We start from the raw sequence: 12785 nt of genomic DNA, 5'->3' as shown, positions 1-12785 counted from the left end.
GCGCCCTGCGGCCCCTTAATTGACCATTCCCTACGTGGTTCTACGTTATGGTGTGCGGGGTACACTTACCCAGATAAAGTTGACTTGTTTAAATGTCACAACTCGCACGAAAGCCGATTATAACACACCTTTTGGCGGAAACGCAAATACGCGTTTACAGGCAATTTTGGCTTGCTACCAAGGCTTTGGCGGGAGTACGTGCGAATCGAACACACCAACGTTATTCGTCATAACGCCGACCAATTTTGAAGACTGACGAGGCCACCAGACCCCATGTACTCCCACAGGCAACAGTACCACGAAGCGCTGGTTTGATCAAAAGAGCGAAAGTTGTTGGATTGGCGCTGGCGGCGTTGGCAAGGGATACGCAACGCCCCGCGCAACCAAGGCTTGGGCTAAAATCTCGCACATTTCTGGCGATCGCTCTTCAATCGGGCAATGCATAAAGCCATAGACGGTTAAGCCATCGTTCAACATCGCCACAATTGTATCTGCCCATTGCTCTAGCAGCGGCTGATCGATCGCCAACTCTGGGTGGCCCATAAAACGCAACAACACAAATGGCGCAGTCACATCAACATGATAGGGAACCGTGGGCTTTTTACGCCGCGCATCTAAAATGACTTGATCGCTGGTTACCCCAGTGTTAATCGGTCGTACATCGACCAGCACCCGCCCAACCCCATGTTCAGCCAACAGGCCGTTCAAACGCTGGGCCGCTTGGGCTGCAAACCAGCCCCGATGGCGGACCTCAACAGCCAAGGGCACGCGCTGATCCCACGCCGCGAGCCAAGTTTGCAAATCGCCAAAATTGGCTGGGCTATAGCTTGGGCCAAGTTGCAGAAAAATCGGCCCCAGTTTTTCGCCCAAGAATTGCATTTGGGCTACAAAGGCCTTGGTTGCAGCAATCTGCTGGGTTAAATTGCCGCTATGGCTAATCGCTCTCGGCACTTTTGGGCAAAAACGAAAGTTGCTGGGCGTATCGCTGGCCCAACGCAATAGCGTCGGCTGATCAGGCACTGCATAAAAGGTGGCATTAATTTCCACCGTCGTCAGCCGTTCAGCATAGGCCTTGAGCATATCGCCATTGCTCGTACCAGCGGGCAAAAATTGGCCAACCCAAGGCCGATAGCCCCAAATCGCACAGCCAAGATAAATATTCGACATTGAATACACTCCCCGCTACAATGAGCGTAGCATCATAACCCCGAAACCACCAAGCCATACCACGTCAATGGAGCCTGTGGTAGGTCGGCAGCGCAGAGGAGCCTCTATGAAACAGCGAGTTGTCATCAGCGGAATCGGGATTTGCAGCGCCCTTGGGAATGATATTGAAACGTATTGGGCCGCCTTGCTCGCTGGCCAAAGTGGGGTTAAACCACTGCCCGAGCTAGCACCCTATAACGATCCGGTGATTGGTGGCGCAACTCCCGCGTTACCACTACTCACCAGCCATCGCCGCCAACCAGACCGCATGATCAGTTTAGCCCACCATGCGGTGCAACAAGCTATCAGCATGGCCCAAGGCCTACCCAAAGATACCGCTGTCTTATGGGGCACAGGCTATACCACGATTTCAACAATCGAAGCATGTTATGAAAATTGGTTTACCAATGGCAAAGTGCGCGCCGATACTGTGCCAGCCTGTATGCCAGCCGCTGTGCTGCCGCACCTCTGCACAGTCTTCGATTTACACGGCCCTAGCACCTTGATTTCGGCAACCTGCGCCTCTGGCTTGCAAGCAATTGGCATCGCCGCCGATCTGATTCGAGCTGGCGTAATTGAAACCGCTGTTGCCGGAGCTTCCGATGCGCCATTAACCAAAGGTATGTATGCTGCTTGGAAACCATTGCGTGTGCTGGCAACCGATGTGAGCGACCCTAGCCGCGCCTGTCGTCCATTTAGCGCCGATCGCAATGGCTTAGTGCTGGCCGAAGGCGCTGGAGCATTTGTGCTCGAAAGCCTTGAGCATGCCCAAGCCCGGAATGCCCCAATTCTTGCCGAGATCGTTGCCTCTGCGGCAACGACCGCCAGCGGCAGCATCGTCGCACCAGATTTGGAACATCAGACATTAACCTTAACTAAAGCCTTGCAACGGGCCAACATGAGCATTCACGATGTCGATTATATTAATGCTCATGCAACAGGCACCAAGCTTGGCGATGCCGCTGAAGCAGCAACCATTAAGGCCGTCTTTGGTCAACGAGCGCAGCATGTGCCAATTTCTGCGATCAAAGGCGCAACCGGCCATGCGATGGGTGCAAGCTCGGCGCTCGAAGCAATTGCCACCATCTTAGCCTTGCGCGATCAAATCTTGCCGCCAACCATCAATTGGCAAGCTGGCGACCAAGATTGCGATTTGGATTTTGTGGTTGAAGGCGCACGCAAACAGCCAATTAATCTCGCCGTTAAAGAATCGTTTGGTTTTGGTGGCTCAAACGCTGTTTTAGTGCTACGTCGCTGGGTATAATTGACGCAGCAAATTTGCCACCAGTATAATTTCTCTTACGCAGCACCAGCGAATTGGAGGGCCAATGGCAGCCGATAAAGACGCATTATTAAAAGAATTGCGTGACCAACAAGACCGCATTCGTCGCCAAATGACCGAACTCGATGCCTTGATTCGCCAAAATCAAGCAGAAGTCGATAAAATGTCGCAACGCGAAATGTCGGTTTCTAGCCGCCGTCGCGATATGGAAGTTAATTTCGAACGCTACGAAAAAGTTGATATTAAAAACTTCTATACCTCAGCCCAAGAGGTTCAAACCCGCGTTCAAATGATGCGCAGCCAAGTTGAGCAATTGCAAACCAAGCAACAATTGCTGCGTGAGCAACAAGATACGCTGCAAAAATTGATTCAAAGCCTCGATGAAGTGAGCGTTGTCGCCGAAACGACGATCTCAAACTTGCCCCAAGTTGACCCACAAGAGCAAATTGCGGCAATTATTCAGGCCCAAGAAAAAGAGCGCTTGCGGATTTCGCTGCAAATGCACGATGGCCCAGCCCAATCGATGAGCAACTTGGTGCTCCGTGCCGAAATCTGCGAACGCTTTCTTGACCACGACACCAATCAAGCCCGTTCAGAGATGGCCAGCCTTAAAACTGCCATCAATACTGTGTTGCAAGATACACGGCGGTTTATCTTTGATCTACGTCCGATGACCCTCGATGACCTTGGTTTGCTGCCAACGCTCAAACGCTATGGCCAAGAATTTGGCGATAAAAACGGCATCGAAATCAATCTCATGGCCCAAGGCTTGGAATCACGTTTGCCAAGCCACTATGAAGTAACCATTTTCCGCTTTGTCCAAGAAGCCTTGAATAATGTCCAACGCCATGCTAATGCATCGCATGTGCGTATTATACTTGAGGCCGATCCAAGCAAAATTCAAATTGCAATTGAGGATGATGGCGCTGGTTTCCATGTTGCTGAAACTCTCAATGATCCCACTGGCAAGCGCAATATGGGCATTGCCAGCCTCCGCCAACAAGCAGAAGTTTTGTTGCGTGGCCAGATGGGCATTGAAAGTACAGTAGGCCGGGGGACACGGGTTGTGGCCGTGGTACCTGCACCCTAGTCACCCCTAACGATAGTACTAACATCCTATTGTAGTTCAGACTTTAGTCGGCTATGATGCACACATCGTAATTATTTTCTTTCTCTCAAGGAGAACCGCAATGTTTCGTTCATTTTTTGCTAAAGAAGAAGGCCAAGGCTTGGTTGAGTACGCTTTGATCCTCGCCTTGATCGCTATCGTCGTTATCGCCGTCTTGACCTTGCTCGGCAAGAACGTCAATAACAAATTGAACACCGTTTCGGACGCTTTGAAATAAGCTTCGCGAAGCACCAAACCAAGAACCGCACCAATTGGTGCGGTTCTTGGCGTTTAACCAGCTTTTTTCTAAGCTAACCACAGAAACCTTCGCCGCTTCATATTCAGCTTAAAGCTGCTTGGCACTAAGCCTCAACTGAACAAATCCATTGCCTGGCGAGGCATAGCATGATATTCAGTAACACCCAGCTAAGACATTATTAACCCAGCCACACTGCTACCCATGGGCCACCAGCAACTCTGATAGTCAAACGTTCGGTATTCAATACGCCATGAGGTGGTAAAACAAACTTAATTAAATACCATTATTGGCATCCCTTTGATAGTACCAGCATCCTATTGTCATTCAGACTTTAGTCGGCTATGATGCACACATCGTAATTATTTTCTTTCTCGCAAGGAGATACCGCAATGTTTCGTTCATTTTTTGCTAAAGAAGAAGGCCAAGGCTTGGTTGAGTACGCTTTGATCCTCGCCTTGATCGCTATTGTCGTTATCGCCGTCTTGACCTTGCTCGGCAAGAACGTCAATAACAAATTGAACACCGTTTCAGACGCTTTGAAATAAGCTTCGCGAAGCACCAAACCAAGAACCGCACCAGTTGGTGCGGTTCTTGGCGTTTAACCAGCTTTTTTTAACTTAGCCGCGATATAACAGGCCTAAGCGTTCGCGCGCCGCAGCTGGAATTGCCTCGGGGGCAGTCATCACTGCATGCGCCAATGCAGAGTGCGCAGGATAAACCGCCGCAGGATCGATCAGTGGAATTAACGCGGCAATCGTGTTTTGGGCTGCCGTCACATTACGGTTGATGGTTTCGACAACCATGGCCGCAGTTACATTATCATGGTCAGGATGCCAGCAATCGTAATCGGTTACTAACGAAAGATTGGCATAGGCAATTTCGGCTTCACGAGCAAGTTTGGCCTCTGGCAATAAGGTCATGCCAATAATCGAGCAACCCCAACTGCGATACAGCTCAGACTCGGCCTTGGTTGAAAACTGCGGCCCTTCCATACAACAATAGGTGCCACTATCGTGCACAGTTGTGCCACTTGCAGTATGCGCTGCTTGACGCACCAAGGCACTCAGATGGGGGCAAACTGGCTCGCCAAATGCCACATGCGCCACAATTCCTTCGCCAAAAAAGGTCGCTGGGCGCACACCCTTCGTGCGATCAATCGTCTGATCAGGAATAACCAAATGACCAGGCACCAACTCTTCGCGTAAGCTGCCAACTGCACTCACACCCAGAATAAACCGCACGCCCAATTGTTTAAGCGCATGAATATTAGCGCGATAGGGAACTTCTGAGGGCGTAAAACGATGGCCACGACCATGGCGCGGCAAAAAGGCCACTCGTTGGCCTGCCAAATTACCGACAATCACTGCATCGCTAGGTTCGCCAAATGGCGTGGTCAATTGTATTTCGCTACGGTCGGTCAAGGCTTCCATCGCATAAAGCCCACTACCGCCAATAATGCCAATGCTAATTGGTTCCATAAACTACCTCCTGTTGTCTATTGGCCTAGTATAGCAGAGCGCACACCAAAAGCCCCATCACCTAGGTGATAGGGCCAACAATTATTGATCGATTAGGGCTACGCGCCTAACGCCAACTGTTTTTCATTTTTTTTTAGATATTGGGCCACTTTATTGACCAAAACCTCATAGTCGATGGGTTTTTCGAGATGATCGACACAGCCAGCGGCAGTGGCGCGCGAGAGTTCATTGTAGGTTGTATGTCCAGTCACCGCAATCACCGGAATATGCGAGTAGCGGCTTTCGGCTTTTAATTCGGCGGTTGCCGTCCAACCATCTTTAACGGGCATCGCCATATCCATCAACACCAAATCGGGAGTTGTGTTGTGCACTTTATCCAGCGCATCTTGGCCATTGACGGCGCTAATCACGCTATAGCCATTCAACGATAACATCTGTTGCAGTAGGAAACGGTTATCGCCATTATCATCAACAACTAAAATCATCCCCATGGGAAGCCTCCTAAGTTGGTTGGGTATCAGGCCACAACGCTCGAACTAACCAATGGCGATGCTGCCATCACCAAGCTCGATTCCGCTTGCGCTGGGCATTGAACAGGTATTTGTAACGTAAAGGTCGAGCCAACATTGGGGCAGCTTTCGACGTTGATTGTGCCACCAAGCATCGCTGCAAGCTGTTGACTTAGCGCCAAGCCCAAACCAGTCCCGCCATAGGTGCGGGTGGTCGATTCGTCGGCTTGGACAAATGGCTTAAATAAGCGCCGTAATTGATCGGGAGCCATCCCAATGCCAGTATCGCTGACCGCAAAAACCAGCCATGGCTCATTGGCTCGCTGTTCGTCCCACACTCGCAGGGTTACAGTGCCAGCTTCGGTAAATTTAATCGCATTGCTCAGCAGGTTGAATAAAATCTGGCGAATTTTGCCAGCATCGCTATACACCACGCTGCTACTTGCAAAATCTGTTTTGAGTTGATCAAACCGCGCTTCAGCTAGCGGCTGCACAATTCCCATCACTTCAGCAACCAAGCTGGCAAGCTGCACCTCGCCAAGATCAAGATTCATCTTGCCATGCTCAATTTTGGAGAAGTCGAGCACGTTTGAAACCAAGGTCAGCAGATGTTTGCCGGCCAAGCGAATCCGCTCCAGCTGCGGCAACACATCGTCTTGGCCACGGGCTTTGGCGCCAAGATGCAGCAGCTGGGTATAGCCCAAAATGGCGTTTAGCGGCGTGCGCAACTCGTGGCTCATGGTTGCCACAAACATACTTTTGGCTTGGCTCGCAGCTTCGGCTGCTGCCTGAGCGCGCAAGGCAGTTTCCTCTGCCTGTTTGCGCCGAATAATATCCTCAGTCAATTGTTGCTGCACATACAAACTTTCGGCCAGCTCAGCATTGCGCAGCTCAAGCATATCGCGATGTTCGCGCAGGCTGCGCACCATGCTGTTGAAGTTGTTGGCCAAGGTTTGCAGTTCGTCGCCGCCGCCAACTTGAACCATCCGCTCAAGGTCGCCACCAGCAACTGCTACCGTAGCATCGGTCAACTTGCGAATCCGCCGTGCAGTGCGAGTCGCCAACAACAAGCCAATTGCCCCAGAGAGCAACACGGTAAAGGCAATTTGGCCATAAATCACCAAGCGCGATGATTCAAAGGTTTGCTCGACCGACGCTAAGGCATTGTTGGCTTGATTTTGGCTCAGCTGGCCAAGAATATCGGTTGCGCTCAGCACATCTTCGTAATACGGATTGAGCCGATTGAGCACTGGTTGAACGCTACCGGTGTTGCCGAGCCGTGCGGTTGGCAAAAATTGCTCATTCGTCGCTTGGACAAAGCGCTGCCACGCCATCGAGACAGCATTGAGCGTTTCGCCTTCGACCATGCTGGTATCAAGCTGTTGGTATGCAGTGAAGGCCGTGCGCATATCTTGCTCAAGCGTTTGCATTTCACCTTCGATACGCGCTTTATCGGCAACACTGTTGTTGATAATATACTCAAGCTGCAAGGCATGATATTTGGTGCTAATAAAATTAATTCGATCGCTCAAATCAAGCGAAGGAATCGTAATTTGTTCGATCATCGAGGCTTTTTGGAAAACGCTGCTAAAGCCATTTAACGCAAAAATGCCCAAGGCGATCATGAGGGCCAAATCGAGGGCAATTGAACCAAGCAATTTTGTACGAAACGAAAGCCGCATTGCTACTCTCCCTCTAGCTCAAGCAAGCGTTCAATCGAAACCCCAATTTGCGAGCCACCCTCGAACATCGAGCCAAGTTTGCGTTGTTGCACCCGCTCTTGGGCAAATTGATAAGCTCGGGTTGGCAAGGGCACATATTTCACAGCCGCCACCACGCGCGGTAAATCGCTCAGGTAAAAATCGACAAAGGCCGCAACTTCGGCCCGATCCAAGGCATCGGCGCGAACATAGATAAAAATTGGCCGTGAAAGCGGCTGATATGAGCCATTGGCAATTGTTTGCTCGGAAGGCAACACGCAGCCATTGCCTGCATCGATTGCGACCAATTTCAAGCGATCTTGGTATTCGCGGTAGTAGGCATAACCGAAATAGCCCAAGCCATTGGGATCGCCAGCAATATCTTGGGCAATCAGATAATCGTCTTCACTGCTGATCACATCGCTACGGCTTGAGCCTTCGCTGCCAACAATCGCGCTGGTGAAATAATCGAAGGTTCCTGAATCTTGGCCAGCGCCATACAGTTGCACAGTTGTTGTTGGCCAGGTCGAACGAATCATCTGCCAGGAAGTAATGGTATTGGTTGCTGCTGGTTGCCAAAGCGTGTTTAACTCCGCCAGCTTAATGCAATCGAGCCAGGTATTATTGGGATTGGTAACTAATGAAAGGCCATCGAAGGCCACGGGAATTTCAACAAAATCGATCTGATTGGCGGCACACTCGGCAGCTTCGCTCTGTTTGATTGGCCGCGAAGCATCGGAGATTACCGTTTCTCCAGCACAAAACTTCTTAAACCCGCCACCAGTGCCACTCACGCCTAATTGGACTTGTACATTGGGCGCAATATGGGCAAAATCACGTGCAATTGCTTCGGTAATGGGAAACACCGTACTTGAGCCATCGATCACGATTGAGCCGCGCAACGCAGGGTTGGCGGTTACCGCAGGCGACGGGGTTGCTTGCGCGAGGGTCGTTGGTGGGGGAGTCGCGGTTGCGGGGAGGCTTGTAGCCGTTGGTTGACTGGTGTTTGCACCACAGCCAGCCAGCGTCAATAGGCAGCAAAGCAAAAGAAATCGTTGTAGCACAGCCACACTCCACAAACTATACAGCCTGTAGGGTAGTCGCCAATTGTTAAATGTTGGTCATATCGAGGTTAAGAATCGGCAAAATGATGGCTGTTGCTTAAACAAGCAACGCCCATGGAATTCCATGGGCATTGTTGCTACGAGGCTGGATCGTTACTTATTTGACAGTCAAGGTACCCTTCATGCCAGCGGTATAGTGAGCAGGATAGGTACAGATAAAGCTATAGGTACCTGGTTGCAGGCTCACGGTAAAGGTATCGCTTGCGCCAGTTGCAATCGTTTTGCTATGGCCCAACGATTTATCGGCTGGTGGCAAGAAGTCGGGAGCTGAAGCCATTGAGGCATCAACTGCTGGTTGTTCTTCGCCAGCTTTAACAATGACCACGTTGTGGGCCAAAGCACCTGGGTTATTGAAGGTAACGGTTACTTCACCAGCAGCTGCTTCAACTGCGGTAGTTTTATAGGCCAAGGTGCCACCATCGGCAGCATCGATCGTCACTGCTGAGCTACCGCCCCCGGTGCTTGGTGCGCTGGTTGCAGCGCCGTTATTTGTAGTTGGGGCTGGCGTTGCTTTTTCTTCGCCACAAGCGGCTAAAGTTAGCGATACGACGAGCAAGAGTGCAAAACTCAACTTCTTCACAGAAGCATCCTTTCAAGTGTTATCATTAAAACAACCGTTGGCGTTATAGCAACGGCTGGAAGGCTCACATTGAGTATACCATCCCCCCCATGGGGCTGGGTATCAGGTATTAACCTGATTGTCTAAATTGGCCTGCTTGCTTTGCTGATTTGTGGAATTGGGTTAAGCCTGCGCAGCTTCATCGTTTCTTCATAGCTTAAGTATGGTGAGAATTGGCTTAAACGCAGCTAAAAAAGCAGGTTTTTGGCCCAAGGTTATGGTATTATCCACAACAGAAAACTTGGGCTACCCGTTGTTGACGTGCGAGGTTCACCTTGGAAACAAATAGTAGCGATGTACGCCGCGCAGGCGAGGCCTTGCAAAGCCTCGTTGGCGAAGTAGGAAAAATTGTTGTTGGGCAGCGGGCCTTAGCTGAACGCATCTTGATTGGTTTGTTGGCCAATGGCCACTTATTGATTGAAGGTGTGCCAGGGTTGGCCAAAACCTTGATGGTTAAAAGTATGGCCGAAGGGATTCATGCCCAATTTGAACGGATTCAGTTTACTCCAGATTTGTTGCCTGGCGACTTGATTGGGACCCAAATTTACAATCAACGAACTGGCGATTTTTCAATTAAAAAAGGGCCGATTTTTACCAACTTTTTGCTGGCCGACGAAATTAACCGTGCTCCAGCCAAAGTGCAAAGTGCGTTGCTCGAAGCCATGCAAGAGCGCCAAGTGACAATTGGCTCGGATACCTTTAAATTGCCCCACCCCTATTTGGTGATGGCAACCCAAAACCCAATCGAAAACGATGGAACCTACCCCTTGCCAGAAGCACAAGTCGACCGTTTTATGCTCAAAGTTGTGGTCGATTACCCTACCCGCGAGGAAGAATACGAAATTCTCAATCGCATGACTGGGGCAAGCACGCCCACAATGAGCACCACCATGACGATCGAAGAGCTTGATAACGCGCGCAAGATTTTCCATCAAATTTATATTGATGATCGAGTCAAGCATTATATTTTGGATTTGGTGTTTGCCACTCGGAAGCCAGAACAATATGGTTTAGCCCAAATCAAGCCTTACATCGAATTTGGCGCATCGCCACGGGCCACAATTTTTATGACCTTGGCTGCCAAAGGTGCTGCCTTCTTGCAAGGCCGCGCCTATGTCACGCCCGATGATGTTAAGCACATGGCCTTGGATGTGTTGCGCCACCGCTTGATTGCAACCTACGAAGCAGAAGCAGAAAATATTACGTCGGAAAACTTGGTTGCCCAAATTCTCAATCGCGTTCGGGTACCGTAGTCATAGAACATAGAGCATAGAGCATAGAGCATAGGGGTCAGGATTCAGGGGTCAGAACCTAGTAAGGAATTGACACTGGATTTTGAGAGATGAAACCTTCGTGCCCTTCGCGTTCTTCGTGGTTTCAAACTTCGTGGATTAGATTTATATGGATATGGTCGTGAACTAGCTGATGGGTAAGCCAAACTGGCGCCCGACCCCTAGCCCCCGACCCCCAACAACACTTATGAACTTACAAGAACTCATGCGCCAAGTGCGCTTCATTGAATTGAAAACGACCAAGTTGGTAACTGGTGTGTTTGCTGGCATGTATATGAGCAGCTTCAAGGGGCGTGGCGTTGAGTTCGATGAAATTCGCGAATACGAACCTGGCGATGATGTTCGTGCGATCGATTGGAATGTGACCGCGCGCACAGGCCGTCCGTTTATCAAACGCTTTGTTGAGGAACGCGAGATGACCGTGATGCTGCTGGTTGATATGAGCGCTTCGGCAGATTTCGGCACGACCCGCAAACTCAAACGTGAGCTAGAAGCAGAGTTGTGCGCAACGTTGGCCTTTTCGGCGGTACGCAACAACGATCGGGTGGGAATGCTACTCTTTACCGAAGAAGTCGAACGCTTTGTGCCACCGCGCAAAGGTCGTAACCATGTGATGCAAATTGTGCGCTCGCTGCTGACCGTCGATCCCAAGCATCGTGGCACGAATATCACCAAAGCCTTGGATTACCTGAATAACGTGGTCGAAGGCAAAGCCTTAGTCTTTATCATCTCGGATTTTCGCTCGCTGGATAATTGGATTCGTCCGTTGCGGATTACCGCGCGACGCCATGATGTGGTAGCGGTTCGAGTTGAAGACCCACGCGAACGCAAATTGCCCAAAGTTGGCTTGGTGCGCTTGCAAGATGCAGAAACCGGCCAAGAGTTGGTTGTCGATTTGCGCAACGAAAAACTACGCACCATGTTTGAACAACAGGCAGAAGCACAGCATCAAAGCCACGTGGCCGAGTTGCGCGCGCTTGGCGTTGATCATATGAGTTTACAAACCGATGGACGCTATGCCGATTCGCTGCAAAGCTTCTTTAATCGACGGATGAAACGCCGTGAACGCGGCTAGAGGAACAGCTATGGCAAAATTGTGGTGGTTATTAGGATTAAGTTGTTTGCTCTGGATTGCGCCGGTCGCAGCCGCCGAGCCAGCCGTAGCCGTGCGTGCCCAACTCAACCGCACCAAGATTACGGTTGGCGATTTGGTCGAGTACGAATTGCAAGTGACCACGCCCAACGGCTTTAAAAGCGAACTCCCCGCTATGCCAACCAAAATGTTTGGCGAATGGGAAGTGCGCGAGTGTGCGCCCTTGAGCGAAACAACTGTCGCCGAGGGGCTACGCCAAGGCTGGCGCTGTCAATTGACCAACTGGGATGTGGGCATTCATGCCTTTCCAACCCAATTGGTCAAAATAACCAACCCCGATGGAACCACTGGCCGCGCCAATACGCAGCCAGTTAGCGTCGAAGTGGCCTCGGTGCTTGATGAAAATGCCCAAGATATTAAACCATTGAAACCACAATTGATTATGAATGAACAAGCAAATTATTTGTTAATCATCGGGCTTTCATTGTTGGCAGTGTTGGTGGCAGGCTTTGCAGTGTGGGCCATTAACTACTTCCGCAAACATCGCCCAGTCCCAGTGCCAGCCGCCGTCCCGCAAGCTGTGCGCGATCCATTTGGCATCGCAATGACTGAGCTTGAGCGCATTCGCAGCTTAGGCTTGATCGACCAAGGCCGAATTGTTGAGCACTATGCCTTGATTGCCGATGTGTTGCGAACCTTCATTACCGATCGTTTCTCGGTGCCAGCGCTTGAGCGAACGACGAATGAAGTGCGGTTGGCGCTCTCGCACCCAAGCATGCAACAACGCCGCGATCAATTATTGATTTTGTTGGCTGAATCCGATGGCGTAAAATTTGCCCGCCAATTACCAAACCCAATCGAAGCCCACGCCATGATCGATAATGCCCGCCAAGCAATATTGGCAACACGCTGATATAAAATCAAAAGTCAGAAGTCAAAGGGCAAAATTGGATCGTATCTTCGATTAGGTGCTGGCATTGTTCAGTTTTGACTTTAGATTTGTACTTTTACTCAATTCAGAAGGCTAAGGGTACAAAATAATGAATTTGCTGATTTAGCATCGAAAATTTGTTTCATCATCGTTGATTATTTTGACTTTTGATTTTTGCCTTCTG

Annotated in this window: 13 protein-coding genes and 1 tRNA gene; 7 read left to right on the top strand and 7 right to left on the bottom strand. The window is 50.3% G+C overall.

The window, feature by feature from the left end; all coding sequences use genetic code 11:
• Positions 1-186: 186 nt before the first annotated feature.
• Positions 187-283, bottom strand: a tRNA-Sec gene (locus tag SE18_RS27240).
• Positions 284-315: 32 nt separating this feature from the next.
• Complete coding sequence (locus SE18_RS18055) at positions 316-1167, bottom strand: DUF72 domain-containing protein (protein WP_054535851.1); 852 nt, start codon at positions 1165-1167, stop codon at positions 316-318.
• A gap of 106 nt (positions 1168-1273) precedes the next feature.
• Between SE18_RS18055 and SE18_RS18050 the strand changes: the two genes are divergently transcribed.
• The 4 genes from SE18_RS18050 (at position 1274) to SE18_RS18035 (ending at position 4400) form a co-directional block, all read left to right on the top strand.
• Entirely contained in the window at positions 1274-2470 is a 1197-nt protein-coding gene (locus SE18_RS18050) for a beta-ketoacyl-[acyl-carrier-protein] synthase family protein (protein ID WP_054535850.1), read from the top strand.
• Between the two features lie 64 nt (positions 2471-2534).
• Positions 2535-3578, top strand: a complete 1044-nt coding sequence (locus SE18_RS18045; protein ID WP_054535849.1) for a sensor histidine kinase — start codon at positions 2535-2537, stop codon at positions 3576-3578.
• A 100-nt stretch (positions 3579-3678) separates the two neighbouring features.
• Positions 3679-3834 carry a Flp family type IVb pilin gene (locus tag SE18_RS18040; protein WP_054535848.1) on the top strand — a complete coding sequence of 52 codons (156 nt, stop codon included), beginning with the start codon at positions 3679-3681 and terminating at the stop codon, positions 3832-3834.
• Positions 3835-4244: 410 nt separating this feature from the next.
• Positions 4245-4400: a Flp family type IVb pilin gene (locus tag SE18_RS18035; protein ID WP_054535848.1), complete on the top strand. Its 156-nt coding sequence runs from the start codon at positions 4245-4247 to the stop codon at positions 4398-4400.
• A 72-nt stretch (positions 4401-4472) separates the two neighbouring features.
• On the opposite strand, the gene mtnP is transcribed toward SE18_RS18035, so the two are convergent.
• From mtnP to SE18_RS18010, 5 genes are all read right to left on the bottom strand, one after another.
• Positions 4473-5333 carry an S-methyl-5'-thioadenosine phosphorylase gene (gene mtnP / locus SE18_RS18030; RefSeq protein ID WP_054535847.1) on the bottom strand — a complete coding sequence of 287 codons (861 nt, stop codon included), beginning with the start codon at positions 5331-5333 and terminating at the stop codon, positions 4473-4475.
• 98 nt (positions 5334-5431) lie between these two features.
• Positions 5432-5824, bottom strand: coding sequence for a response regulator (locus tag SE18_RS18025; RefSeq protein ID WP_054535846.1), 393 nt, complete (start codon positions 5822-5824; stop codon positions 5432-5434).
• Between the two features lie 26 nt (positions 5825-5850).
• The gene (locus SE18_RS18020) at positions 5851-7524 is read right to left on the bottom strand and encodes a HAMP domain-containing histidine kinase (RefSeq protein ID WP_054535845.1); all 1674 of its coding nucleotides are present in this window, start codon (positions 7522-7524) and stop codon (positions 5851-5853) included.
• Between the two features lie 2 nt (positions 7525-7526).
• Positions 7527-8606 carry a PstS family phosphate ABC transporter substrate-binding protein gene (locus SE18_RS18015; RefSeq protein WP_054535844.1) on the bottom strand — a complete coding sequence of 360 codons (1080 nt, stop codon included), beginning with the start codon at positions 8604-8606 and terminating at the stop codon, positions 7527-7529.
• A 157-nt stretch (positions 8607-8763) separates the two neighbouring features.
• Positions 8764-9246 carry a plastocyanin/azurin family copper-binding protein gene (locus SE18_RS18010; protein ID WP_054535843.1) on the bottom strand — a complete coding sequence of 161 codons (483 nt, stop codon included), beginning with the start codon at positions 9244-9246 and terminating at the stop codon, positions 8764-8766.
• Between the two features lie 314 nt (positions 9247-9560).
• On the opposite strand from SE18_RS18010, the gene SE18_RS18005 reads away from it, so the two are divergent.
• From SE18_RS18005 to SE18_RS17995, 3 genes are all read left to right on the top strand, one after another.
• Positions 9561-10538, top strand: a complete 978-nt coding sequence (locus SE18_RS18005) for an AAA family ATPase (RefSeq protein ID WP_054535842.1) — start codon at positions 9561-9563, stop codon at positions 10536-10538.
• Positions 10539-10764: 226 nt separating this feature from the next.
• Positions 10765-11652 (top strand): DUF58 domain-containing protein, encoded by an 888-nt coding sequence (locus tag SE18_RS18000; RefSeq protein WP_054535841.1) that lies wholly within the window; start codon positions 10765-10767, stop codon positions 11650-11652.
• Positions 11653-11662: 10 nt separating this feature from the next.
• Complete coding sequence (locus SE18_RS17995; protein WP_054535840.1) at positions 11663-12583, top strand: hypothetical protein; 921 nt, start codon at positions 11663-11665, stop codon at positions 12581-12583.
• Positions 12584-12785: the final 202 nt, after the last annotated feature.

Source organism: Herpetosiphon geysericola (assembly GCF_001306135.1).
GTDB classification, from domain to species: Bacteria; Chloroflexota; Chloroflexia; order Chloroflexales; family Herpetosiphonaceae; genus Herpetosiphon; species Herpetosiphon geysericola.
The sequence above is the reverse complement of the archived record's forward strand: the minus strand, read 5'-3'. Positions and strand labels throughout refer to the sequence as shown.

What these genes read in the sequence shown, in the direction of transcription:
- SE18_RS18055 (WP_054535851.1), bottom strand. Translation starts at nt 1,167, where the DNA reads ATGTCGAATATTTATCTTGGCTGTGCGATTTGGGGCTATCGGCCTTGG.
- SE18_RS18050 (WP_054535850.1), top strand. Translation starts at nt 1,274, where the DNA reads ATGAAACAGCGAGTTGTCATCAGCGGAATCGGGATTTGCAGCGCCCTT.
- SE18_RS18045 (WP_054535849.1), top strand. Translation starts at nt 2,535, where the DNA reads ATGGCAGCCGATAAAGACGCATTATTAAAAGAATTGCGTGACCAACAA.
- SE18_RS18040 (WP_054535848.1), top strand. Translation starts at nt 3,679, where the DNA reads ATGTTTCGTTCATTTTTTGCTAAAGAAGAAGGCCAAGGCTTGGTTGAG.
- SE18_RS18035 (WP_054535848.1), top strand. Translation starts at nt 4,245, where the DNA reads ATGTTTCGTTCATTTTTTGCTAAAGAAGAAGGCCAAGGCTTGGTTGAG.
- mtnP (WP_054535847.1), bottom strand. Translation starts at nt 5,333, where the DNA reads ATGGAACCAATTAGCATTGGCATTATTGGCGGTAGTGGGCTTTATGCG.
- SE18_RS18025 (WP_054535846.1), bottom strand. Translation starts at nt 5,824, where the DNA reads ATGGGGATGATTTTAGTTGTTGATGATAATGGCGATAACCGTTTCCTA.
- SE18_RS18020 (WP_054535845.1), bottom strand. Translation starts at nt 7,524, where the DNA reads ATGCGGCTTTCGTTTCGTACAAAATTGCTTGGTTCAATTGCCCTCGAT.
- SE18_RS18000 (WP_054535841.1), top strand. Translation starts at nt 10,765, where the DNA reads ATGAACTTACAAGAACTCATGCGCCAAGTGCGCTTCATTGAATTGAAA.
- SE18_RS17995 (WP_054535840.1), top strand. Translation starts at nt 11,663, where the DNA reads ATGGCAAAATTGTGGTGGTTATTAGGATTAAGTTGTTTGCTCTGGATT.